The sequence below is a fragment of the Actinomyces howellii genome, assembly GCF_900637165.1.
GTDB classification, from domain to species: domain Bacteria; phylum Actinomycetota; class Actinomycetes; order Actinomycetales; family Actinomycetaceae; genus Actinomyces; species Actinomyces howellii.
In genome coordinates this window covers 1,939,284-1,959,858 of record NZ_LR134350.1, presented here as the reverse complement: position 1 = coordinate 1,959,858, position 20,575 = coordinate 1,939,284, and the positions used below count along the sequence as shown (strand labels likewise).

General features: G+C 72.5%; 17 protein-coding genes. 8 read left to right on the top strand and 9 right to left on the bottom strand.

Features of this window, described 5'->3' with window-relative positions:
- Nucleotides 1–49: 49 nt before the first annotated feature.
- The 4 genes from EL245_RS08280 to EL245_RS08265 form a co-directional block, all read right to left on the bottom strand.
- Nucleotides 50–1,093 carry an IS30 family transposase gene (locus EL245_RS08280; RefSeq protein WP_164719463.1) on the bottom strand — a complete coding sequence of 348 codons (1,044 nt, stop codon included), beginning with the start codon at nt 1,091–1,093 and terminating at the stop codon, nt 50–52.
- Between the two features lie 1,342 nt (nt 1,094–2,435).
- Nucleotides 2,436–3,311 (bottom strand): alpha/beta hydrolase, encoded by an 876-nt coding sequence (locus EL245_RS08275; RefSeq protein WP_161512811.1) that lies wholly within the window; start codon nt 3,309–3,311, stop codon nt 2,436–2,438.
- Nucleotides 3,312–3,359: 48 nt separating this feature from the next.
- Nucleotides 3,360–4,283, bottom strand: coding sequence for an AlbA family DNA-binding domain-containing protein (locus EL245_RS08270; RefSeq protein WP_126382711.1), 924 nt, complete (start codon nt 4,281–4,283; stop codon nt 3,360–3,362).
- 41 nt (nt 4,284–4,324) lie between these two features.
- Nucleotides 4,325–4,828 (bottom strand): S-ribosylhomocysteine lyase, encoded by a 504-nt coding sequence (locus EL245_RS08265; RefSeq protein WP_408608364.1) that lies wholly within the window; start codon nt 4,826–4,828, stop codon nt 4,325–4,327.
- Nucleotides 4,829–4,933: 105 nt separating this feature from the next.
- Here EL245_RS08265 and EL245_RS08260 point away from each other — a divergent pair, with 105 nt between their 5' ends.
- The 6 genes from EL245_RS08260 (at nt 4,934) to EL245_RS08235 (ending at nt 12,283) form a co-directional block, all read left to right on the top strand.
- Nucleotides 4,934–5,764 (top strand): alpha/beta fold hydrolase, encoded by an 831-nt coding sequence (locus EL245_RS08260; RefSeq protein ID WP_126382710.1) that lies wholly within the window; start codon nt 4,934–4,936, stop codon nt 5,762–5,764.
- 380 nt (nt 5,765–6,144) lie between these two features.
- On the top strand, nt 6,145–6,858 hold the full coding sequence (locus EL245_RS08255) for a DUF559 domain-containing protein (RefSeq protein WP_232009676.1): 714 nt from the start codon (nt 6,145–6,147) through the stop codon (nt 6,856–6,858).
- A gap of 154 nt (nt 6,859–7,012) precedes the next feature.
- Complete coding sequence (locus tag EL245_RS08250) at nt 7,013–8,437, top strand: SLC13 family permease (protein WP_197719396.1); 1,425 nt, start codon at nt 7,013–7,015, stop codon at nt 8,435–8,437.
- A gap of 16 nt (nt 8,438–8,453) precedes the next feature.
- A complete protein-coding gene (locus EL245_RS08245) occupies nt 8,454–10,475 on the top strand; it encodes an ATP-binding protein (RefSeq protein ID WP_126382707.1) in 2,022 nt (673 codons plus the stop codon).
- Nucleotides 10,472–10,942, top strand: coding sequence for a response regulator (locus EL245_RS08240; protein ID WP_126382706.1), 471 nt, complete (start codon nt 10,472–10,474; stop codon nt 10,940–10,942). The genes EL245_RS08245 and EL245_RS08240 overlap by 4 nt, the downstream gene beginning before the upstream one ends.
- Before the next feature lie 159 nt (nt 10,943–11,101).
- Nucleotides 11,102–12,283: an AI-2E family transporter gene (locus EL245_RS08235; RefSeq protein ID WP_408608403.1), complete on the top strand. Its 1,182-nt coding sequence runs from the start codon at nt 11,102–11,104 to the stop codon at nt 12,281–12,283.
- A gap of 135 nt (nt 12,284–12,418) precedes the next feature.
- Here EL245_RS08235 and EL245_RS08230 read toward each other — a convergent pair whose 3' ends face one another.
- The 5 genes from EL245_RS08230 to EL245_RS08210 are packed head-to-tail and all read right to left on the bottom strand — an operon-like array spanning nt 12,419 to nt 17,496.
- Nucleotides 12,419–13,324, bottom strand: a complete 906-nt coding sequence (locus EL245_RS08230) for a siderophore-interacting protein (RefSeq protein ID WP_126382704.1) — start codon at nt 13,322–13,324, stop codon at nt 12,419–12,421.
- The gene (locus EL245_RS08225) at nt 13,321–14,325 is read right to left on the bottom strand and encodes an ABC transporter ATP-binding protein (RefSeq protein WP_126382703.1); all 1,005 of its coding nucleotides are present in this window, start codon (nt 14,323–14,325) and stop codon (nt 13,321–13,323) included. The genes EL245_RS08230 and EL245_RS08225 overlap by 4 nt, the downstream gene beginning before the upstream one ends.
- On the bottom strand, nt 14,322–15,395 hold the full coding sequence (locus tag EL245_RS08220; protein WP_126382702.1) for a FecCD family ABC transporter permease: 1,074 nt from the start codon (nt 15,393–15,395) through the stop codon (nt 14,322–14,324). The genes EL245_RS08225 and EL245_RS08220 overlap by 4 nt, the downstream gene beginning before the upstream one ends.
- A 23-nt stretch (nt 15,396–15,418) precedes the next feature.
- A complete protein-coding gene (locus EL245_RS08215) occupies nt 15,419–16,447 on the bottom strand; it encodes a FecCD family ABC transporter permease (protein WP_126382701.1) in 1,029 nt (342 codons plus the stop codon).
- On the bottom strand, nt 16,444–17,496 hold the full coding sequence (locus EL245_RS08210; RefSeq protein WP_197719395.1) for an iron-siderophore ABC transporter substrate-binding protein: 1,053 nt from the start codon (nt 17,494–17,496) through the stop codon (nt 16,444–16,446). The genes EL245_RS08215 and EL245_RS08210 overlap by 4 nt, the downstream gene beginning before the upstream one ends.
- Before the next feature lie 488 nt (nt 17,497–17,984).
- Between EL245_RS08210 and EL245_RS08205 the strand changes: the two genes are divergently transcribed.
- Both EL245_RS08205 and EL245_RS13865 read left to right on the top strand, forming a co-directional pair.
- Nucleotides 17,985–18,869 carry a GAD-like domain-containing protein gene (locus EL245_RS08205; protein ID WP_126382699.1) on the top strand — a complete coding sequence of 295 codons (885 nt, stop codon included), beginning with the start codon at nt 17,985–17,987 and terminating at the stop codon, nt 18,867–18,869.
- A gap of 131 nt (nt 18,870–19,000) precedes the next feature.
- Nucleotides 19,001–20,338 (top strand): polymorphic toxin type 15 domain-containing protein, encoded by a 1,338-nt coding sequence (locus EL245_RS13865; RefSeq protein WP_126382698.1) that lies wholly within the window; start codon nt 19,001–19,003, stop codon nt 20,336–20,338.
- Nucleotides 20,339–20,575 lie beyond the last annotated feature (237 nt).

The window sequence follows — 20,575 nt, the reverse complement described above, 5'->3', positions numbered from 1 at the left end:
GCGAGATCGGGGGAAGTGGCACCTCGAAATCGGGGGAAGTGGGGTGGTTTCAGGTGGTGAGTGCAATGGTGGTGTCGTGTTCTGTTTTCTGCAGGAGCCTGTTGAAGGCTTCTGCGGGTGTGGCCCAGTCTAGGGTCTGGCGGGGGCGGGTGTTGAGGAGGTGCTGGGCCTGTTCGAAGGCGTGGAGGGGGTAGGTCGACAGGTCGGTGCCTTTGGGGAAGAACTCGCGGATCAGGCCGTTGGTGTTCTCGTTGGTTCCTCGTTGCCAGGGGCTGTGGGGGTCGCAGAAGTACACCTCGAGGTTGGTGGCGGTCCTGAAGCGGGCGACCTGGGCCATCTCGCCGCCCTGGTCCCAGGTCAGGGACCGGGCCATGGAGCGGGGCAGGCCCTTGATCATGGTCTCCAGCACCGTGGCCACGGTGGTGGCGGTGTGGTCGGTCAGCAGCGGGGCGATCAGGACCAGGCGGGTGGTGCGTTCGACCAGGGTGATCATCGCGGTGCGGTTGCCCGCGCCCATGACCAGGTCGCCCTCCCAGTGGCCTGGCACGGCCCGGTCGGCGACCTGGGCCGGGCGGGTGCTGATACGCGCGTCGGCCAGCCAGGGCCTGGAGGCCAGGGGCCCGGCCAGGGCCGAGCGTGGCACGCGCCGACTCCGCCCGGTGCGCAGCCTGTAGTGACGGCCCAGCTCGGCGCGCAGCGTCCCTCGGCCCTGGACGTACAGGGACTGGTAGATCGTCTCGTGGCTCACACGAAGATCATCGCGCTCGGGGTGGTCCGCAGCCAGACGGCGGCTGATCTGCTGGGGCGACCACCGCTGTCTCAGGCCCTGGACCACCAGGGCCCGCAGCTGGTCGTTGGAGTCCAGCACACGCGCCTTGGGCCGTGCCCTGGCGGCCCGGGCCTGGGCGTGGCGGGCCTGGGGGTCGTAGGCCTGCCGGCCCCCGCCGGCAGCGACCTCGCGGCTGACCGTGGAGACAGCCACCCCCAGGAACCGGGCGATCGAGGCCAGGGAATCACCCCTGGCCAGGCCCGCAGCGATCGCGCCGCGCCCCTGAGCCCCCAGACGCCTGCCGTGCCCGGTACCCCGGACCATCACCTCGAACCCGTCCCCCGACCCGCCCCGACCACGCCCAGCAGGCCTGGTCGTCCCGACCATCCCGCCCTCCCTGGCCCCGTGCCGCATCCTCATACCCCACAGCCTGCACCAGTCCGACACCGTGGACTGAGGCACCGAGAAACAAGCCCCCGCCTCGCGAGCCAACCAACCCGACTCGATCAGCTCCCGCACACCATCGCGAACCACACCAGGCCACACCCCACGCACCACAACCAGCCCCTCTCCCAAGCACCACCCATTGCACTCACCCCCTGAAACCACCTGGCACGTCGAGATCGGGGGAAGTGGTACGTCGGGCTGGTCTTCTCGCCGAGCCCCCGCCTGGGCGTCCGGCTCGTCTCGTCGTCGACCGGTCATGTGACTGTCGACCGTCTATGTGACAGCGAACGCCCGGTCGAGAGTTACATGACCGGTCGGGGGACACATGACCGGTCGAGGGTGGTCGGGGTGTGCGGGGACGGGGTGTGTGGTCTGTCCGCCGTGGCGCTCGACCCTGGGCCGGGTCGGGACCGGGCTGGTCAGCGTTGGCCAGACCGGGGCCGGATCGGGGTCGGGCCGGGGCCGGGTTGGTTAGCGTCGGCCGGGCCGGGGCTGGTCCGGGGTCGGGGCGCGCTCCCCGTGGGTGGGTGTGCTGGTGGGGGCGGCGAGGTGGTGCACACATCAACTATCCTCGCGGCCCAGGTGGATGCCTGTGATTGAGCCGAGTAATGATCGTCTTGTAGCAGGCGGAGCGGGTGTCTGTGTGCGTCGAGGGGGTCGTTGCACATCTCAGGCCTCCACGGCCGTCTCCGCGATGGGGGCCGGTCGGGGGGATCGGCGTGATTCCGCGGTTTCTCCCCGCCGACCCCCGGCCATCACATGTCTGTTCTGTGCATCACACCCGGGTGGGGGTGTGGGCCTCCCGCTGCGGAGGCCTCCGGCTGAGCGTCACGCCGGGGCGCCGGCCCGTCAACCCGTGCCGGCCTGTCGATCCGCTCCGGCCACGCCGTCGATCGGGCCCTTCCGCCCGCACCTGCCGGTACCAGTACCGGGTCGAGCCGGCAGGCGCCGTCGACAGGCTCCGGAACCGCGTAGAGCACGACGACGCCGTTGCACTGACCGCCTGACACCACCCGGCATCTCGCGGTCAGGACGTGTGACACCACGACGTCCTGAGGCAAGAGCCCCGGCTCACGGCACCTGGCACGCTGCGCCAGAACCGTGCCAGATGCGGCGAACTCGAGGTGCCATAAGTCCCGATCTCGAGGTGCCACTTCCCCCGATCTCGGGGTGCCATAAGTCCCGATCTCGGGGTGTCATTAGTCCCGATCTCGAGGTGTCATTTGTCCCGAACTCGGGGGAGGTGGGCGAGCCAGGGGTCGGTCACGGCGTGGAAGCGCTCGGGGAATGTCCGGCGCACGCAGTGCGGCGCGCCGAGGACAACGGCGGTCGAGATCCACGGGTTGGCCCGCACCGTGATGTTCGTGAGGTTGTCGCCCCGCAGCACGACCCGGTCGGTCCCGGTGACGATGAGTGTCGGCACGGCCAGGGAGTCGATGACCTCCTGCCACGGCGTGGGTGGGCTGACACAGCCCAGCGCGATGAAGCGCAGGTCCACCCCGCAGGAGGCCTCGACGCTCGCCCGCACCTCGACAGGGGGCCACGTGGGGTGAGCAGCCTGCTCCAGCCTCACGCGCGCCTCGGGGTCGGCGGCGACCTGGCGCATGTCACGCACGCGCCGGACGGCGTCGAGGGCGAGCAGCCTCCTCCAGGCGGGGGTGACGAAGGCGGGGTCCTCGGCCACGACGGCGTCGAGGAGGTCGGGGCAGCGGGCGGCGACGTCGAGGCTGGTCACCCCGCCCATCGAGTGCCCGACCGCGATGAGCGGCGCGCGCAGGGGCCCGGAGCCGTCGAGCCCGTGGGCACGCAGGTCCTCCAGGGCGTCGGTGAGGTCGGCCGCCAGGCGGGCGCCGGCCGTGTCCTGGTCGGCGAGGTCGCCCTCGTCCCACCGGGGCGAGTCACCGTGTCCGCGGGCGTCGAGGGCCACGATCCGATAGCCCGAGGCGCTCCAGCGCCCCACGGCGTCGGCCCAGCAGGCCGCGGAGTCGGTGATGCCGTGGGACAGGACGAGGACGGGGGCGTCCTCGTCCGTGAGAGGTCCGGCCAGGTGTCGGGCCAGCGGCTGCCGGGGCGTCTCGGGGTCGTGGCTGCTCACGGGCCCGAGCCTACGGGGCGGTGCCGGGGTGCCCGGTCCGCTCAGGGCTCATCCCTCCTGACCGCGCTCGTGCGTCTCGGTGCGCGTGCGCCGGTAGAGCAGGTAGGAGCCGAGTCGCTGGGCCGGGGACTGGCGGACCTGACGCGGCCAGCGCCGGGCCACGTAGGTGATCGCGTCGTCGACCTCGAGGCGCCGGGTCGAGTTGCCCACGCGCACCCACAGCTCGGGGCCGGCGCCCTTGGACCGCAGGTAGACCGGCTCAGGTGAGGCCGGCACGGTGATCCGGCAGGCCTCGCCCTCCTGGGCGGCGGCGAAGTCCATACGCGGCAGGGCGGCGGCGTTCGTGCCCAGGCGGTTGCGCAGGAGGTCGCGTACGAAGAGCTCGAAGCGGTCGGCGTCAGGGCTGCGCAGGGTGGCGTAGTCGGCCTCGAGCCCGATGAGTTCGCCCTCGTCGTTGACGCCCAGCAGCAGCGTGCCGCCCCGGGAGTTGAGGAAGGCGCACACCGTCTTGGCCACGACCGTCTCCATCGCCTCGTCCTTGGCCCCGGTGCGCATGTTGACCCGCGCTGAGGACTTGAACTCCAGGCGGTCGGACTCCCCGCGGGCGGCGACCTCGGCGATGGGCGGCAGCGGCGGCTCGTGCTGGAGGCGCGTGACCGTCAGTGCTGTCACGACGATCGCGACCGCGGCGACGATCGTGGCGCTGAGCAGCATCCGCGGCGCCCACAGGAAGTCCTCGGTGTAGACCCACGCACCGGCCCCCATGCCCGCCCACAGGCCGATGAGCGCGGTCAGCGTGGCCGCCGAGGTCGACAGGTGCGCGTGCCAGTGCCGGATCACCCGCTTGGTGAGCAGGCCGATGAGCCACGCCAGCAGCAGCATGCTCGGCTGCAGGAGCACCGTGAACAGCAGGTCCGGGCTCTCCGGGGCGAGCTCGACGGTGACGAAGGTCGTGGTCGGGTTCGGGCGCATGGGCCCGAGCCTACGGCGCCGCGGCGGGCTCGGGCGCAGCCTCAGTCAGGCACGACCGTCTCCCACTGGTCCCTGTCGGCCAGGAAGGCGCGCACGGCCGCCTGAGCGGCCACCAGGGAGTGGTTGGCCCCCCACCCGCACTGCACCTCGTTGGCGGCCGGGACCTCGGTGGCCTCCAGGACGTCTCGGAAGGTCGTCTCGAGCAGCGGCAGGAACTCGGCGGGCTCCAGCCCCAGGGTCAGGGCGTAGAACCCTGTCTGGCAGCCCATCGGACTGAAGTCGATGAGCCGGTCGGTGTGGTTGCGCATGAGCTCGGCGGTCAGGTGCTCGATGGAGTGCACCGCCTCCATCTCCAGGTGGGCGCGGTTGGGCTGGCAGAAGCGCACGTCGTACTTGACCAGCTCATCGCCTCCCGGCAGGCGCTTGCGGTCGGCGACCCTGACGAAGGGCGCGAGGACGGCGGTGTGATCAAGGTTGAAGGACTCGACGTTCATCGTGCCGCGGCGTCGTGGGTCGCTCGGGCCCGGGGTCTCGTGCTCGCTCATGCGCACAGGCTAACGGTGCAGGCTGACGGCGAGCGTTCAGGGGGGGCGGCCCTGGGCGCCGCAGGCTGGTGGCCCCGGTGGCGCCCGGAGCGGGACAATCGGTGCATGTCCTGCTCTGCGCTGGCGCGCGTCATCGCCGGGGCCCCCGACGCCCCCACCCTCGTCCTCCTGCACGGGATCACCGGATCAGCGGTCTCCCAGGCCGATGCCATCTCACACTGGACGGGCCTGGGGTACCGGGTCGTGGCACTCGACGCGCGTGGGCACGGGCTCTCGCCGCGGTGGGACCCCGGACGCCTGGAGCGCGCCGGCGAGGTGCTCGTCGAGGACGCCCTGGCGGCCGTCGAGGACCTCGACACCGAGGCCCGGGGGCGGGCGGCCCTCGGCCTGAGCCCGTCGGGCCCGCCGGTCCTCGTGGGCCACTCGATGGGCGCGGCCACCGCCATGGTCGCGGCCCTGCGCCGCCCCGACCTCGTGGCAGGCCTCGTCCTGGCCGACCCGGCCCGCTTCGGCACGCGCAGCCACGACGAGCTCCTCGCCCGCGGGGCCGCCCGCGCCCGCGCCCTGGCGGCCGAGGTCGCCGACCCCGCGGCGGCCGTGACCCGAGCGCTCACCGATCCCGAGGTCCCCCGGGCCGAGGCCGTGGCCGGGGTGTGGGCGGCCCAACGGGTCGACCCCGGGCTCCTGGCCACCGGCGTGGTCGCCCCCGAGGTCCCCTGGGAGGAGGCGATGAGGGCCCTTGAGGTACCCACCCTCCTCCTCACCGGCGACCGTCCCGGGGCCGCACGGGTGGGACCCGAGGGCCTGGCCCTCGCGCGGGTCAACCCGAGGGTCGACACCGCGCTCGTGCCCGGAGCCGCGCACGACGTCCGACGCAGCCGTCCCGAGGGCTTCTACGCCGCGGTCGACCCCTGGCTCGACCGCGTCCTCGGCTGAAAGTGTCACGGTGGACCACAGTTGGGCGCTCCGAGCGGCTCGCCAGCCCTGAGGGTTGTCGCGAATCGTTGCAATGACGGGGCTGTACTTGGTGCACCTTCGGTGACTGGCGGCCGATTGTGGTCTGCAGTGACAGTCTTGGCGAATCAGCGGCAAGACGATCGCCGAGAGCATGGCTTACATTGACTATGGTTGATGATGTTTGACATCATCAGGGCATGAAGTATAAGGAGCGCCGGAAGGATCTGCTGAGGCGGCTCGCTTCCGTGCACGGTGCTGTGCGCGTTCAGGACCTGTGCCTGAGCCGATCGGACAGGCGGTGCCTGCTGCGGATGGTCGAGGACGGCTCCGTGGAGCGTCACCCCCAAGGAGTGGTGTCTGTGCCTGGTGCGGGACAGGACGTCATCGTCAGTCGACGCCTGCGCGGAGTCGTGACCTGCGCGCACGCTCTGGCCCGCCACGGCCTGCCCCTCCGGTTGGATCCCGGACCCCTGCACGTGGCGGTGCCGCGCTCCACCAGTCGAGTCCCCACCGGGATCGGGCGCGTCACCGTTCACCGGGTCGCCGGGCTCGTCATACCTGGTCCCGCGCGCCCCCCGGTGGCCGATCCGCTCACCGCCCTGCTGTGCTTCATGCGCTGCGCCGAGGAGCTGGACGTCCTCATCGCACTCGACGCCGCCTTGCGCGACGGGCTCATCTCCCGCGACGAACTCGTCGCGGCCCTGCCCGGCAATCGCAACGCTCCGCTGCGGGCGCTGCTCGCCCGCGCCGATCCGAGGGCCCGGTCCCTGTTGGAGACGGTCGCCCGCTACGACCTCCAGGAGGCGGGGCAGGACCCCGGGGTGGCCGTCGACCTGGGGGTGGAGGTTGACCTGGTCCTGCGGCCCCGGCTCGTCGTTGAGACCGACGGCTTCATGTATCACTCCTCGCTGGCGGACTGGACGAACGACCACCTGCGCGACCAGCGCCTCAATGCCGCGGGATGGACCGTCCTGCGCCTGACTTCCCGACAGGTCCTGGACCGGCGCACCGTCGAGATCGTTCGACCGGTGGCGAGCAGGTTGGGGTGCTGGGTCCATCCTGCTGGAGCCTGAGGCGAGGACCGGCGCCTCGCTCCGGGTGGTGGCGTGGCGGGCACGATGAAGGTCCCAGGCCCCGTGCGGCCGGCGCGCCTACGATGCCCGTGGCCGGCCCTTGCGCCGGAACGTCCCACTGGCGATGGCGCCGCGCGCCATGAGGAGGAGCTCGATGCCGACCCGTCCGCGTACAGTCCGGCGGCCAGCCGCCCCCGCACCGGCGCTGACCCGGACGCAGCTCGTCGGCATCGGCCTGGGGGTCGTGGCCTTCCTCCTGCCGCTGGTCGTGGACGTGCCCGGTCTCGACGACGTGGGCGAGCGGATGCTGGCCGTCTTCCTCCTGGCGATCGTCCTGTGGGTGACCGAGGCGATCCCGCTCGTGGCCACGGCCGTGCTCGTCATCGCCCTGGAGGTCCTGCTCGTCTCGGACCAGGCGCTCCTGGCCGTGCCCGAGGACGCCACGCCCTACCCGACCTTCCTCGGGGCGCTGGCCAACCCGGTCATCATCCTGTTCCTCGGTGGCTTCCTCATCGCCGACGGCGCCGAGAAGTACCGCCTGGACAAGAACCTCGCCGCGGTCCTCATCAGGCCCTTCACGGGCTCGGCTCGCCGGACCGTCCTGGGTCTCATGGTCATCACCGCCCTGCTCTCCATGTTCATGTCCAACACCGCCACGACCGCCACGATGTTCGCGGTGGTCATCCCGATCCTGGGCGCCCTGCCCGAGGGCCGACCGCGGGCGGGCCTGGCCCTGTCCATCCCCGTGGCCGCCAACGTCGGGGGCATCGGCACCCCGGTCGGCACCCCGCCCAACGCCATCACCCTGGGCGCCCTGGGCGAGGCCGGGTACCACGTCAGCTTCCTGGACTGGATGGTCATGGCCGTCCCCCTCATGATCGTCATCCTCCTGGGCGCCTGGCTGCTCCTGGCCCTGCTGTTCATCCCGGCCGGCCTGGGCGTCGAGCTCGACATGCAGGCCTCCTGGGACACCGACCGCAAGGCCGTCACCTTCTACGTCATCGCCGCCGTGACGATCCTGGCCTGGATGACCGAGGCCCTCCACGGCCTGAGCGCCAACGTCGTGGGCTTCCTGGCGGTCGTCGCGCTCCTTGTCACCCGCGTCATGGGGGGTGAGGACCTGGGCCGCCTGTCCTGGCCGGTGCTGTGGCTCGTGGCCGGGGGCATCGCGCTGGGTGACGGTGTGGCGGCCACCGGGCTCGACGCGTGGATCCTGGGCCTGTTCGACTGGAACGCCATGCCCGCCCTCGTCGTCATCGTCGTCATGGGGGCCCTCGGACTCGGACTGTCCAACGTCATCAGCCACTCGGCCGCCTCGAACCTGCTCATCCCGCTGGCGATGGGCCTGGCCACGGGCATCGAGGGACTCGAGCCCGTCACGATCGCCGTGGTCCTGGCCCTGGCCTGCTCCCTGGGCATGAGCCTGCCGATCTCGACCCCGCCCAACGCCATCGCCTACGCCACCGGCGAGGTGTCCACCGCCGACATGGCCAAGGTCGGGATCATCGTCGGCGTGGTCGGCACGGCGCTGCTCGTCCTGCTCATGCCGCCGCTGTGGGCCGCCCTGGGGCTGGTGTGACGTGGGGCAGGACGCGGTGACCGCCGAGCCGGCCAACGAGCCGGCCCCCGAGCCGGCCAACGAGCCGGCCCCCGAGAGGCTCGCTGTCGCCGTCGTCTCCCCGGCCTCGCTGGGCAGCCAGGCCGCCCACGAGATCGGTCCGGCGGTGGCGGCGGTCGCCGACGTCGTGCGCCTGCGCTCACTGGCCGAGCTGCTTGCGCGGGCGGCGGGGGCCGGGGACGCCCCGCTGCCGACGGTCCCGCTTATCGTGGCCACCGACGAGGTCGGCAGCCTCGACGACGTCGCCGCCGCCGTGGACCGCTACCCGTCCCTGGCCACCGCCCGCCTCGTCCTGCTCACCGAGCGCACCGAGCTGAGCAACCTCGGGCGGGCCATCGACGAGGACCTTGTGCGCGAGGTCGTCGCCGTGCCCTGGACGCCGGGAGCGATCGCCGACCGCGCGGCCGCCCAGACCCGGCGCTGGATGCGCGACCACCGGCCCCAGGACGAGCGCAGCCACGAGCTCGGGGTCGACCACGGCGCGCCCGACCCCGGTCGGTCCCCCCTGCTCGAGGCGCTCGGGCACAGCGCCGACGTCCTGACCGCCGAGCTCATCGCCGCCTGCGAGGCGGTCCTGGGCCCCCGCCCGCGGCTGCGGCTGCCCCCCGGGGTACGTCTGACCCACCAGGGCCAGATCGTCGACTCGGTGTGCATCGTCGTCTCCGGCGCGGTGGCCCTGACCCGGCACACCCGCGTCGGGGAGGTCGTGCTCCACCACGCCACGACCGGGCGCGTCATCGGCCTGGTGTCCCTGGCTGGCCACGGCCGGGCCTACGTGACCGCGACGACGACCACCGAGGTCGAGCTCATCCTGCTGTCCATCGAGCAGCTCGACCGCTCCCTGCGGGAGAACCCGGCCACCGAGCAGACCCTGGCGGCCCTGCTCATCGGCTCCCTGACCACCCGCCTGTCGCGCTCGGAGGTCCTCCAGGTCGAGAAGACCGAGCTCGCGGCGGCGGTCGCCGCCGAGAAGGCCCAGGCCCAGGAGGCCCTCGAAGCCCTCGAGCAGGCGCGCCTGGAGCTGCTCGCCCAGGAACGCTTCGCCACGCTGGGCGAGCTCGCCGCGGGCGTCGCCCACGAGCTCAACAACCCGGTGGCCGCCCTCGAGCGTGCCGGGGCGCACCTGAGCGAGGACATCGCCTCGATCCTGCTCACCCACCCCGACGGCCCGGCGATCCGCGCCGCGGCCGAGGCCGCACGCACCCGTCCCGCGGCCTCGACCCGCACCGAGAGGGCCGCACGCAGGTCACTCGAGGCCGTCCTGGGGGACCGGGAGACAGCCCGCAGACTCGTCGCCCTGGGATACGGGCCCGACTCCGACCCCGCCGAGGTACGTGCCCTGGCGGCCGACCCGCTCCGGCTGCGCACGACCGAGGCCGCCGCCTCCATCGGCCGGGGGGAGCGCAACATCGGTCTGGCCACGGCGCGCATCTCCGGCCTCGTCGCCGCCCTGTCGACCTACGTGCGTCCCGAGGGCGAGCAGCCCGTCGACGTCGACCCCCGCGAGGTCCTCGAGGACGCCCTGCGCCTGACCGCCCACCGCCTGCGCGGGGTCGAGATCGAGCGGGACTACGCCGAGGTCCCGCGGATCCCGGCGCGCGGTGGTGAGCTCGCCCAGGTGTGGACCAACATCCTGGCCAACGCGGCCGACGCCCTGGCGGCCCAGGCCAAGGCCGCCGCCGACGCAGGGCAGGAGCCCCCGCACGCCCGGGTCGTCCTGCGCGCGACGCCCGCACCCGAGGCGGTGCGCATCCAGGTCGAGGACAACGGCCCGGGCATCCCCGACGACGTCCTGCCCCGCATCTTCGAGCCCCGATTCACCACCAAGCACGGTCAGGTCCGCTTCGGCCTGGGCCTGGGCATGGGCCTGGCCAAGAGCGTCGTCGACGCCCACGGGGGCACGATCAGCGTGGACTCCCGTCCGGGGCGCACCTGTGTCACCGTGGACCTGCCCACCCACCCCGCTCTGACGGCCCCAACCCCACAGGAGGCACCATGAAGCTCGTCATCCTCGTCGTCGAGGACGAACCGGAGGTCCGTGACGCGGTGGTCGGCGACCTGGCCCCCTTCTCGGGGGTCGTGCGCGTCGAGCCGGCCGAGGACGTCGAGGACGCCTGGGAGGTCGTCTCCGAGGTCGTCGCCGACGGTGACGTCATCGCCCTGGTCCTGGCCGACCACCGCCTGCCCGGGCGCAGCGGCGTCGACATGCTCGTCGAGATGCGCGAGGAGGAGTCCACCGCAGCCGCGCGCAAGGTCCTCGTCACCGGGCAGGCCGACCAGGCCGACACGATCCGAGCCGTCAACGAGGCCGGCCTCGACCACTACATCGCCAAGCCGTGGGACCCCGCCCGGCTCCAGGCCACAGTGCGGACCCAGCTGACCGACTTCGTCCTGGACGCCGGCATCAACCCCCTGCCCCACCTGCGGGCCCTCGACGGGGTGCGTGCCATGGAGGCGCTGCGCTGACCTGCGGGCGGGCCCGCGGCCTGGCTGCGGCGCCTGCGCGGCTGCGTGGGGACTGTGTGGAAGGATCGGCGTATGAGCCAGAGCCCTCAGACCGTGCCCGCACGCCCTGACAGTCCCGGTGGCCGCGGCGGCCCGCGCAGCCAGGGCGAGTCGATCGCGATGGTCGTCGCCGCCCTCGTCGTGGGCTGCGCGGGCATCTACTTCACCCGCAGCCTCATCGGACCGGCCTTCTTCGCCCTCACCCTGGTCATCACCGTCCGCCCGCTCATCAGCTGGGCGAGTCGCCACGGGGTCCCCCGGCCGGTGTCGGCCGTGGCGGCGATCCTGCTCATCTACACCTTCGTGGCGATCATGTTCACCGCCCTGGGCGTGGCCATCGTCCAGCTCATCGACACCCTGCCGCGCTACAGCGACAAGTTCGAGGCGATCTGGACGAACATCCAGGACCTGCTCGACAGGTTCGGCGTCGACCAGTCGACGCTCCTCAACCAGGTCGCCGGCGCGATGGACACCAGCCGGGTCGTCTCCCTGGCCCAGAGCCTCCTCGGGCAGATCTCGGGCATCGGCTCGGTGCTCAGCGTCATGGCCCTGGCGGTCGTCTTCCTCATGTTCGACATGTCCCGCATCGAGGTGCGCGCCTCCGCGCTGGCCTCGATCAAGCCGGGAATCGCCTCGGCCCTGGCCGACTTCGCCTCCTCGGTGCGCTCCTACTGGCTCGTCTCGACGGTCTTCGGCCTTATCGTCGCCGTCCTCGACGTCGTCGCCCTGGGCATCCTCGGGGTGCCGATGGCGGTGACGTGGGGGGTGCTGTCGTTCATCACGAACTACATCCCCAACATCGGCTTCTTCATCGGGGTCATCCCGCCCGCGCTGCTCGCGCTCGTCGACTCCGGGCCGTGGACCGCGCTGTGGGTCATCGTCGCCTACGTCGTGCTCAACTTCGTCATCCAGTCCCTCATCCAGCCCAAGTTCACCGGCGACGCCGTGGGCCTCAACACGACGACGACCTTCCTGTCCCTGCTCTTCTGGAGCCAGATCATCGGCGCGCTCGGCGCGATCCTGGCGGTGCCTCTCACCCTGTTCGTCAAGTGCGTGCTCATCGACTCCGACGAGCGCTCGCGGTGGGTGGGCATCTTCCTGTCCGCCGGTGACTCCCCGGTGCGCGACCCCGACGAGGTCGACCCGAGCGTCATCGACGAGCTCGACCTCGACGGCGACGGGGTCGGAGCGGCCGATCCCGAGCACGGGACGCCTGTGGTCGAGGGTGGCGAGGACCGAGGTGCCGAGGGCGAGGGCGGCGAGGACCGGGGAGTCGAGGACCGGGGTGCCCCGCGTGCATGAGCTGCCGTCTCGCGCATGAGTTCCGGCGGTTCGCGGGTGCAAGGCACGCGCGAACCGCCGGAACTCATGCATGTGGCAGGTAGGCATGCGCCTGGCCTGGGGATGAGATGAGGAGTCATCAACCTCGATCGTGGCTCAGCCCTCGGCCCTGCCTCGTCTCCAGTACCCCATGAAGGCCACGGCCCGGCGGTCCAGGCCGCGCTCGGCCACGAGGTGGCGGCGCATGGTGCGCACGGCACCCGCCTCGCCTGCCAGCCAGGCGTACAGACTGGTCCGCTTGAGCGCCGCGCCTCCCTTGGCCGTGCGAGGCACCTCCCACAGCAGGTCGTGGTCGACGTCGATCTCCTCGACCTCCTGGGGGGTCCCGGTCGGGCACAGCTCGGCGACGGCCCGGGCGACCTCTGCGACGAGCTGGTCGCCGTGGCCGCCTCCGTTGCGGGCCAGGACCCGCAGCTCGATCCCCGGGTGGGACGAGAGGTAGGGGGTGTCGGCCTCCACGGGCACCTCGACCACCGCGATGCCGCGTGCCGTGGGGGACAGGTCCTCCAGGATCCGCGAGATGGCCGGTGCCGCGGTCTCATCGCCTCCGAGGAGAAGTCGCTCCGTGATCTCAGGGGGCACGAAGTCGACGCCTCCGGGGACGCCCTCGAACCCGGTGTCGGGCCCGAGCAGCACGGCCCGCGACCCTGGGCGGGCAGCCTCCACCCACCTGCCGGCGGGCCCTGTCGGCCCGTGCAGGACGACGTCGACATCCACCTCGGTGCCCGTGGGGCCCCGCCTCACGGCGCGCGTCGTGTAGGTACGGATCGGAGGGCGGTCCTGCTCCTCGAGACTCAGCCAGCGGGAGTACCACGACCCGCCCTCGGGCAGGTGGCGGTAGCCGGAGCGCGGCGCCGGCAGGACGAGCTTGATCCGCTGGTCCCAGCCGGGGTCCGCGAAGTGATCAAGGTCCTCGCCGGTGAAGGTGACCCGCCGGAAGGACGGGGTCAGGTCCACCACGCGGGCGACGTGGACGTGGAAGAAGCGGAACGGCTCGCTCATGATCGCTCCTGGCTGCCACCGGGCTCTGCGTCGCGCCCCCGGCCCGGGGGCGCGACGGCCGGGCTGTCCGCTCCGCCTCGATCGCGTGTCCGAGCGGGTCGCCCCCCTCGACCGGCTGCGTCGTGGTACCGGCCGCGCGGCACGATGAGCGGCGTGCCGGAGACCGGGTCGGTGATGACCTCGGCCTCTAGGCCGAAGACCTCGCGCACGAGCGTGGGGTCGACGACCTCGGCCGGCGGCCCTGCGGCCACGACCCGCCCGGCCTTCATGGCCACGACGTGGTCGGCGTACCGGGCCGCCAGGTTGATGTCGTGGAGGACCATGACGATCGTCGTGCCGCGGTCGCGGTTGAGGTCGGTGAGCAGGTCGAGGACCTCGACCTGGTGGGCCAGGTCGAGGAAGGTGGTCGGCTCGTCGAGCAGGAGGACGTCGGTGCGCTGGGCCAGGGCCATGGCGATCCACACCCGCTGGCGCTGCCCGCCGGAGAGCTCGTCGACGGCGCGGTCGGCCAGGGTCGCCGTGCCGGTGGCCACGAGCGCCTCCTCGACGACCCGCCGGTCCTCGGCGGTCCACGAACGGAAGGCCCCCTGGTGGGGGTGACGCCCGCGTCCCACGAGGTCGGACACGGCGATTCCCTCAGGGGCGACCGGCTGCTGGGCAAGCAGCCCCAGGCGCGTGGCCAGGCGCCTCGTGGGGATCGAGCCCACCGGCTCCCCGTCGAGGAGCACGGCACCGGAGCTGGGGGCCAGGATCCGCGCCATCGTCTTGAGCAGCGTGGACTTCCCGCAGGCGTTGGCTCCCACGATGACCGTGATCCGCCCGGTCGGCACGGCCAGGTCGACCCCGTCGACCACCGTGCGTCTCCCGTAGCCCGAGCTGAGCTCCGCCGTGCTCAGGCGGCGCGGAACGGCCGAGTCGGCGGCGGTGGCCGCGGTGCGACCCGCGGTGCGACCCGCGGCCGGCTCGGTGCCGCGCGGGACGGCGGGTACGGTGGCGCTCATGCGCTGGCCCCCTGACGGTTGACACGGAGGAGCTGGACAAGGAGGGCGGGTGCGCCGACGATCCCGGTGACGACACCGACGGGCAGGGCGGTGGGCAGCACCTGCTGGGAGAGCAGGTCTGCTCCCAGGACGATCGCGGCGCCCATGAGCCCCGCCGGGACGAGGAGGCTGCGGTCGGTGGGACCCACGAGCCGTCCGGCGACGGGGCCGGCCAGGAAGGACACGAAGGCGATCGGTCCGGTCGCCGCGGTAGCCACTGCGGACAGTCCCACCATCGCCAGGACGAGCACCGCCCGGGTGCGTGGGACGTTCACTCCCAGGCCCGTGGCCGTCTCCTCACCCAGGACCATCGGCCCCAGCCCCCGGCCGGCCAGGGCGAGGAGCGCGCCGAGCACGATGAGCGAGGCGGTCAGAAGCGGCACCTGCTCCCAGGACGCTGAGCCCAGGGACCCCGACAGCCAGCGCATGGCGTCGGCAACGTCGTAGACCGACGCCCTCATCTGCAGGTAGGCGATGATCGAGGAGAACATCGAGGACACCCCGATGCCGATGAGGATGAGTCGCCCGCCCTGGGCCCTGCCGGATCCGGACAGCAGGTAGATGACGGCGGCCGTCGCGACCCCGGCGAGCACCGCCAGCGCCGTCACCGGCGTCCCGGACCACCCGAGCACGAGGATGGCGAAGACAGCGCTGGCCGAGGCCCCCGAGGTGATCCCGATGATGTCGGGGCTGGCGAGCTGGTTGCGCAGCATGGTCTGGGAGGTCGTCCCGGCCATGCCGAAGGCCAGTCCGGCGAGCAGGCCCACGAGGGCCCGTGGCAGCCGCAGCTCGCCGACGACGAAGGACGCCCCCGGGACCGTCTGGCCGGCCATGACCCGCAGGGCCTCCGCGACGCTGTACCGGGTCTGTCCGAGCAGGACGGTGGCCCACCACAGTGCTGCCACGAGCAGGATCAGGCCGCCGACGACCGCGACGCGGCGCAGGGTCCGCCGTCGTCGGCCGGCCGTGGTGAAGCCCGGGGCCGGGTCGCCTCCTGTCCTGGCCCCGTCGGCGGAGAGCGTGGTACTCATGCGGCCCGGCCCTACGATCGCGCTCATAGCTCACGCACCTTGGCGCCGCGGGCGATGAGAATGAGGACGGGGGCGCCGACGAAGGCGGTGACGACCCCGACGCTCACCTCGGCCGGACGGGCGATGACCCGGCCCAGGACGTCGGCGAAGGCGAGCAGGGCCGCCCCTCCCAGGGCCGACAGGGGCAGCAGCCAGCGGTGGTCGGGCCCCACGAGCATGCGCACCGCGTGGGGGACCATGAGCCCGACGAATCCGATGGGGCCGGCCAGCGCCGTCGTCGCCGCGCACAGGACGACCCCGGCACCCGAGGCGAGCAGCCGCGTGCGGGACACCGCCACGCCCAGGCCCACCGCCATCTCGTCGCCCAGCGCCAGGGAGTTGAGCGGACGGGCCAGGTTCAGGGCCACGAGCCCCGCCACGGCGAGCAGCGGGCCGACCGTTCCCAGCGCCTCCCAGGTCCCCCGCCCCGTGGACCCGACCTGCCAGAAGCGGAAGTCCTCGAGGCCCGCGGCCCGGGGCAGCGCGATGGCTGAGACGAGCGAGGACAGTGCCGCTGTCGTGGCGACCCCGGCCAGGGCGAGCTTGACGGGGGTGGTGCCGCCGGATCCTGCCGAGCCGACCGCGTGGACGAGGACGGCGGTCAGGGCGGCTCCGGCGAGCGCCACGGCGATGTACTGCGGCGTCGTCGAGATTCCCGCGAAGGCGATGCCGATGACGATGGCCAGGGAGGCGCCGGTGTTGATCCCCAGGATCCCGGGGTCGGCGATCGGGTTGCGGGTGACGGCCTGCATGAGCGCGCCGGCCAGGCCGAGCGCCGCCCCGCCCACGAGCGCGGTCGCGGTGCGCGGGACGCGCTCGGCCACCGAGATCGCCCCGAGGTCCTGGGCGCCTCCGGCCAGCCCGCGCAGGATCTCCTCGATCCCGACGACTCGGGCTCCGAAGGCCACCGAGCAGGCGGCGGCGAGGAGCACGAGGCCGAGGAGCACGACGAGGGCGAGGGGACCGCGCGGTACCGGACCGCGCCTGCGGGCGTGGCCGTCGGAGCGGCTCACTGGACCTTGTCGGCGGCGGCGCCGAGGAGCTCCAGGTACTGCGCGAGCCCCCAGGGCAGGGACAGCGGCCCGGGGTTGGTCGAGGCGGCCAGCGGGTTGTTGTCGCCGACCATCGCCACGGCGCCGTTCTTGATGGCGGGGACGGTGCCGAGCCGCGGGTCGGCCTGGAGCGTGGCCAGGGTGTCGGCCTGCCCGTAGCAGACCATGAGGTCGACGTCGGACAGGGTGTCGGCGTTCTCAGAGGCGACCGTGACGTAGAAGGTGTCCGGGTCGGCGTCGGAGGCGGTCTGGACCGAGGGGGGCACCGTCATGCCGAGGTCGGACAGGAAGGCGGTGCGCGGGTCGGCCGTCGTGTAGAAGCCGATGGAGGAGGTGTCGGTGGGGTCGAGGTAGAAGAAGGCCGCGGTCTTGCCCGACAGCTGGGGGTAGTCGGTGAGGGACTCGGTGATGAGGGCGTCGAGCTCGCTGACGAGCGTCTCGCCGTCGGCGGTCCGGCGCATGCCGGTGGCGTCCATCGTGATCATCTCGCGCCACGGGGTCCCCCAGGCGACAGTCGGGTAGGCGATGGTCGGGGCGATCTTGCTCAGGGTGTCGTAGTCCTCCTGGGTCAGGCCCGAGTAGGCGGCGAGGATGACGTCGGGGGTCGTGGCTGCCACCGCCTCGAAGGCGATGGCGTCGGTCTCGTCGAACAGCTCGGGGGCCTGGGCTCCGTCGGCGACGAGCTCGTCGACCTTCTCCTTGGTCCACGGCAGCATGCCCGAGTCGTCCTCGACTCCCCAGGTCTGCTTGGCCATGCCCACCGGCATGACGCCCAGTGCGAGCGGGACGTCGTGGTTGCCCCAGTTGACGCAGGCGATGCGCTCGACGACGGCGGGCACCTCGGTGGTCCCGAAGGCGTGCGTGACGCTGAGGCTCCCGGTGTCGCCGCCGGCGGTGGCCGAGCCACCGCCCGACCCGGAGGAGCCCGAGGAGGAGCCGCATGCCGAGACGGCCAGGCCTGCGGGCACGAGAAGGGAGGTCAGGAGGAAGGACTTGCGTGAGACGGACACGATGCTGAGGACTCTCTGTCGGTGGGGCTGGTCGGGGCTGGTCTGGCGCGGTCTGTGCTGGTCAGGTGCCAGGGGGCCCTACTGACGAGGACAGTAGTAGAGGTTAGTCTCACCTAAATAGAGTAGGTTGGTATGCGGTATATCACTCGGGGGTCGACGGAGGTGAGGACGCCGTTGACCGTGCCGGTGGCGTCGGTCGTCAACGGAGGGCTGATGGTCCGGGCGGGGCCTGGGTGCCGGCTGCGGGGGTGGGAGGGCCGCCGATGACGCGCCTTCAGCGCCGGGTTCGTACCTTCGGCATCGGGTGCGTACCGGGTTGGCGCCGGGTTCGTACCTTCTGCATCGGGTGCGTACCTTGATCGTGCGCTCTGGACGCACAAGGTACGAACGTGGGACTAGGCAGGTCGGGGCGGGCCCGGGGAGGGCCCGGGGCGGGGGGCTGGGTGTTGTGGGGACGTGGGGTGGGGTGGGTGGGTAGGGTGGGTGTCGTGGTTGATCTTCCCTGGGACCTGGAGTGGGTTGAGGCGACGGTGCAGGAGGACCTGCTGGACTACGAGGGCTGGACGCCGATGGGTGTGGGGCGTGCGGTGTCGGCGGAGCACCTGGAGCGGTTCTCGGGCGTGTTTCCGGAGTCGGTGCTCTACGTGTGGCGGCGTTTCGGTTTTGACGGTTTTGGTCAGGGCAGGTTCTGGATCACCGACCCCTGGGAGTGGGAGCCGGTGGTCGAGGCGTGGCTGGAGGGGATGGCCCTGCCGTTCCCGCCCCAGCGGTGGTGGTGCCTGGCGCGCACGGCGATGGGGGGGATGAGCCTGTGGGGTGAGGTCTCGGGCCCGGCCCTGGAGATCACACCGGTCCTGGGGATCTTGTACCCCGATGCCGCCCGGGCCTCGCGCATGGCTGACCCGGTGCTGCGTGAGCGCATGGGCTGCAGCGTGTTCACCTCCCCGACCAAGGACTCCTTGGATGACGATGACACCGGTCGGCCGATCGTGGACGGGGTGATCGAGCGGCTGGGCGCGGTGGGGCCGGACCAGGTGGTCGGGTTCGTGCCGGCGTACTGCCTGACCGGTGTCATGACGGTGGGGTCGGCGAGCCTGGAGGAGGCGGTACCCCATCTGGTGTTCCTGGCCCAGGCCCAGGACAAGACCCTGTGGGAGGACTTCTCGGCCGCTGCTGCCCAGGCCGCTGCGGCCATCGCCATCCAGCACCCCGACCCAAGCACCGGCCCGGGCCCTGAGCCCGAGGCGGGCCCTGTGCCTGGTTCTGAGCCGGGTCCCGGGCCCGACGCCGGCCCTGAGCCGGGTCCCGGGCCTGCCCCTGAGCCTGGTTCGGGGGTTGACGGTTCTGGGGCTGGCGGGAGCCCGCGTCTGTGAGCCCGTCCGCCGGTGCCTCTGGCCCCGCTCCTGTTTCCGGTTCGGCTCCTGGTGCTGGTGTTGGTGCTGGTTCTGGTGGGTCCGCCGGTGGCCCTGGTCTTGCTTCTGGTGCTGGTCTGGTTGAGGGGGACATGTTCACCTTTGGTCGGGCTGGTGGTCAGCGGGTGCTGGTGTGGGAGGGGGGTGCTGCGGCGCCGGCCAGCTCCCTGGCGTGGCACTCACCGACCCCGGTGGAGGTGTTCTTCCACACCGGTGGCAACCCCGGGCTGCGGGCCCTGTCGGGGGAGTTCACCCGTCAGCTCGATCGTCAGCTCTCGGCCCTGAGCCTGCTCAGCGCCCAGCGGCTGCTCGAGGGCATCCGCGCCTACCGCGCCCAGGGACGCGCCCCAGCCTCCAAGACAGTCAAAGACGCCCGCCAGAAGTTCATCGACAAGGTCGCGAAGGACCTGACTGACATTCATGGTTTCTCCCGGTCGAGGGCTCGGGAGGCGGTGGGGCTGGTGGACAAGGCCCTGGTGGTGCTTCACGAGTCCGACCAGGTGACCTACGGGCCGGGTGACCCGGTGCTGATCGGCGGGCTGCCCTCGATGGGACTCGATCGGGTCAACTCCTCGATCGGGTCCCAGAACAAGAGCGTGGCCGACGTCCTGGAACGGGCTGTGCTGGCTATCCCGGTCGAGCGTCGCGCGGGCTGCCGGCTACGCCTCCGGGCGGTGCTGACCGCCTCACGGTCCCTTGCCCGCAACCTGCGTCACGCCCGGGTGGTCCTCGAGGCACGTAGCGCCGAGCAGGTCTTTGGTCTGAGTGCCAGGGCCCCGCCGTGGACCCCGGCCACGATCGCCGCTGACGTCGCCGCCGCCCACCACCAGGCCGCGATCCCCGCGTCCACGCCGGCCACGGACCCCGGTCCGGGGGCGCCTCCCGGGGCGGGGAGGATCACGCCCCACGAGCTCCTCAACGCCATCACCGCCCGCGCCGGCGGCAGGACACCGGCCACCCCCGGACCCCAGACCCCGCCCCCACCAGCACCCGCCCCAACCATCCCGACCGGCGCGACCACCCCGACCACGCCGACCGGCGCGACCGCCCCAACCATCCCGAGCGGGGTGACCGTCGCGAGCGGGGACCCGACCACGCCGACCGGCGCGACCACCCCGACCACGCCGACCGGCGCGACCGCCCCGACCACGCCGACCGGCGCGACCGCCCCGACCACGCCGACCACGCCGACCACGCCGACCGGGGCGACCGTCGCGAGCGGGGCGGGTGGCCCCGGTCCCGTGCGCGCGGCGACCTTCCCCGCCCCGGCGTCCGCTCCGGTCCAGGCGCCTGCCCACGGAACCGGGGCCGCCTCCGCCCGCACACCCCGACAGGTCAAGGCCGCTATCACCGCCCGCGCCGCCGCTGCTGGTCAGGATCGTGCCCCGGCGCCACCCGCGCACAGGAAGTCCCCCGGCCTGGACCGATAGCACCCGGAACCACCCGCGCTGGCACCATCGGGCCAGGCCTGCGCTCACCGCAACCCGGTGCCTGAGAACGGGGCTCGGTGCCTGAGACCGGGGATGTGCGGTGAGAACGGGGTTCTCCGCCCCGTTCTCACCGCACATCCCCGGTCCCACCCGCTGAGCCCCGGTCCCACCGACCAGGCCCCGGCCTCGCCCACGGGGGCGCGGTTGCGGCGGCCGCGACCGAGCCTCGGCCTCGTG